This window comes from Bacillus sp. T2.9-1 (genome assembly GCF_950097965.1).
Taxonomy (GTDB): Bacteria; Bacillota; Bacilli; order Bacillales; family Cytobacillaceae; genus Niallia; species Niallia hominis.
In genome coordinates this window covers 1-3,383 of the sequence record NZ_CATNHG010000007.1, presented here as the reverse complement: position 1 = coordinate 3,383, position 3,383 = coordinate 1, and the positions used below count along the sequence as shown (strand labels likewise).

Genomic DNA, 3,383 nt, shown 5'->3' with positions numbered 1-3,383 from the left:
CATAAAAAAACTCCCCCTTCTAATATGCAAAAAATTTAGCACATTATTCCAGAGAAGTATATAAACAATTCTGAAGGAATTTGAAAATTCCAACGGTATTTGAGAGGATATAAAGTGACAGTTTACATCAATAAGATGTTCAAAAAAGGAGAATTTCTCCATTTGAAGCCGGTGCTTAATATTATCATATATAGTTCCAACATCTGTATAATATTGCTGGGTATATACTAACCGGTTAAAATTCTCTTCTACTGAACTTTTTAGGTAGATCACCCTCTTATTTAAAAATCTATCAGCGCTGGCAACAATAACAGGAATTTTAGTTTTTCTGATTTCATACATATCCGGATCATAATTAAATTTTTCAATTACCTCATTCCGGGTAAACCACTTCTCATTCAATAACTTTAGCAATATTTCTTGCTGTTTTTTTAGTTGGATCACTTTCGATTTTTTAAATAACGTTAAATTACTTGAAATTTTCTTTTCTACTCGTAAAAGACGTTTTTCTATTAGCTGAGTCAACCTCTTAGCAGTAATATTTAAATACATCATTACTTGTTTTCTATTCAGAAACTCCGACTCTTCAAGATCTTTTTTAAGTTTTTCCTCACTCGACACTACGATATTCCTTTTTTTCATTAAGTTATGAATATCGAACTTTCTGACGTACATCAAATCTACTTTAGTTGAAAGCTTAATAATTTCAATCCCTTTTGATTTTAAATATTTCTGGAAGTTATCACTATTTTTCCTACCTAGTAACAACATAGCATCTTCAAGTTTAAAATGATTTAATAAGAACAGTTCAATGCTATCTTTTTTAAAGAAGCGCTTAATATTCTCGTATTTCTTTTCTTTAATAAAAATTAGTGGATACTTCATCTCCACTAGTTCTATTTTCCCTTTATTAGCAAGTTCAATTAATTTTAATATCCCACTTGACCTAAGAGAATCTTTTGAGGAATTTGAACCAAATTTTCCCCACACCTCTAAATCTATATAGTGCTTTTTTATAAAATCTTGTTCCCATTTTTCTTGTTTTTTCTTGAAATCCTCAATATGTGATCTTTTATATAAATTTTTACCATTCTCCACAATAGTTTCAACGTTTAGAATTCCTATATTTTGAATTTGTTCAAATTTCTTTTTTGTAAAGCCCAAGTATAATCTGGATTGATTACTACTGATATATTCTTGCATATCAGATATATTTAATTGTTTTCTATTTTCTACGCTTGAAAGCTTATTCTCACCACTTTCTACTAAATGTAAAACTGCTTTCTTATTAACAAACGTCATATCATATTTTTCTGAAAGCTTTACAACTTCTATATCTTTGCTCATTAAGATTTTTAAAGTATACTGAGGACTTGATTTTCCTATTATTTTCATAGCCTCATTTAAATTAATATAATCATTTAAAAAATATTCAAGACTTGCTTTCTTAAAAAACCTTTTTATATTTTTGTATTTGTTGTCTCTTATTGAAACAAGTGGGTAATCTAATTCAACCATTTCAATAAGGCCCTGATTTGCTAAGGAAATTAATTTTTTCACCCCAGAAGAACGCAAACTATCTTTATTAGCGCTGGACCCTAATTTTGACCACACATCCAAGTCTATAAAATATTCATTAAAAAAATTTTTCTCCCAAGCAACATGTTTTAATAATTTTTCATATTCAACATATTTCACATTATTAATGTCTACAATTTCTAAGACACCATGTTTTTGTAATATTTCAGTCCCTTTCCAACGAACACCTAATTGAAAATAGGGACTGTTTTTATCACATAGTTCCCTTATTTTTACTAACATTTTAGAAACCTCTCCAATTACTCATAACTTTATTGTATATTTCGATGTTCTGCTCACGCGTTAGTGCTTGTTGCAAATAAATACCATCATCTTGATCTTCTTCATTACCAATTTTAGTTGCTACTTTTTCCATCATTTCTTTAATTTTTTTTCTTGTTACCCTTCGTTCTAAATACGCCATAGCAGACAACAAACTTCTGTCTCCACGTGAATCTCTTAATTCTTCAATACCTAAGCCTTGATCGATTAACATATTTGTGAAAACAGCTCTACCAATATGTGTACCCCAAGGTAAAGATTCAAGAAATTCTACATCCTCATAGTATCTTTCCTTTCTTAACTCATTCAAAAATATTTTTTTTACACGCTTAAATTTATTTGCATAATTTGGTCCACTTATTGGTACACCAGTTTTATACGATACAAATAATGCATCTTCTACCTTTAATTTTTTCTTACTTTTTAATTCTTCAAGTTTTGTAATATGATCATCATATAATTTTTGTAGTAAATTTGAATGGATAATAAATTGAGGTCTTGGTCTTTTTACTTGGTTATACTGGTTATTTTTTAAATTGGGAAACAATTTATCTTGGTTATCATCAATATTAACAAAAAATGATTTGTTTTCAGTCCCCCTATAGCCCCTTGGTTTTAATGAACTTTCTGTTAAATTAACTACCTCTCCTACTCTTAACCCACCAAAGAATTGAAAGTAAACTCCTAGTGCAATATCTTCTGCATGAGTTTGAGCAATATTAATAAACAGCTTAGCGAGTTCTAGTCTTCCTTCCCCAAAATCTTTTAAGGTAGTCATATCATTATCATTTTTCTTATTTGGTCTTTCAATATCCAATACAGAATCTCCAAATGGTGAAATTAATATTTCCTTACCATTTTTATTGATTTTTTTTATTATTTTTGGGTCTTGGTCAATTGAATCTTGTTCTTTTAAAAAGTTATAGAATCTAGTTAGTGTTTTTTCCCAATAATCAATTGTTTCTGAATTTCTACCCAAATAAGTTCCATAGGTTATAAAGTTAGCCCCATGCTTTAGCTCTAATGCTCTTATACCCTTTTCCTCTAATTTACTATACTCTCCTGAATCATCATCCTCTATTTGAGTATAAATATAGTTTAAAAACATACATATAATCCTTCCAGCCCTTAGTTGAGTACTTGGTGATAACTGCTTGTTTACAAAACACTTAATTATAAAATTTGATATTGGATGTGGAATAATCAATTTAGATTTATTATCTCTTAATCCAATAATAACGATATTACCTGCTTCTAACCTTCCACCAATCCTTTCACTTTCTATTGAAACTTCTCTTGGTATCCATGTAAATTTTTCATCAAGTGGTATATACACTGGTCTACCTCCTACTTCAATATATATTTAAAGTATAACTCACTATTTGAAATGTGAGAAAATAAGGACCACCCGTGAGAACGGGTGGTTTTCTCTGCGGCTGAAAGCCTTTGTTACTGACCAAACCCTAAAGGGCTACTGAAAGGTTCGCCATTTGTACTACTTCTACTGGCCAGACCTCAAAGGC

2 protein-coding genes are annotated in these 3,383 nt (G+C 29.7%); both read right to left on the bottom strand.

What is annotated here, in order from left to right:
• Positions 1-1,821 (bottom strand): hypothetical protein (locus tag QQZ16_RS01575; RefSeq protein WP_284561000.1); only part of this gene is annotated, 1,821 nt, incomplete at its 3' end.
• A 1-nt stretch (position 1,822) separates the two neighbouring features.
• Positions 1,823-3,196: a hypothetical protein gene (locus QQZ16_RS01570; protein ID WP_081836741.1), complete on the bottom strand. Its 1,374-nt coding sequence runs from the start codon at positions 3,194-3,196 to the stop codon at positions 1,823-1,825.
• Between the last annotated feature and the right edge of the window lie 187 nt (positions 3,197-3,383).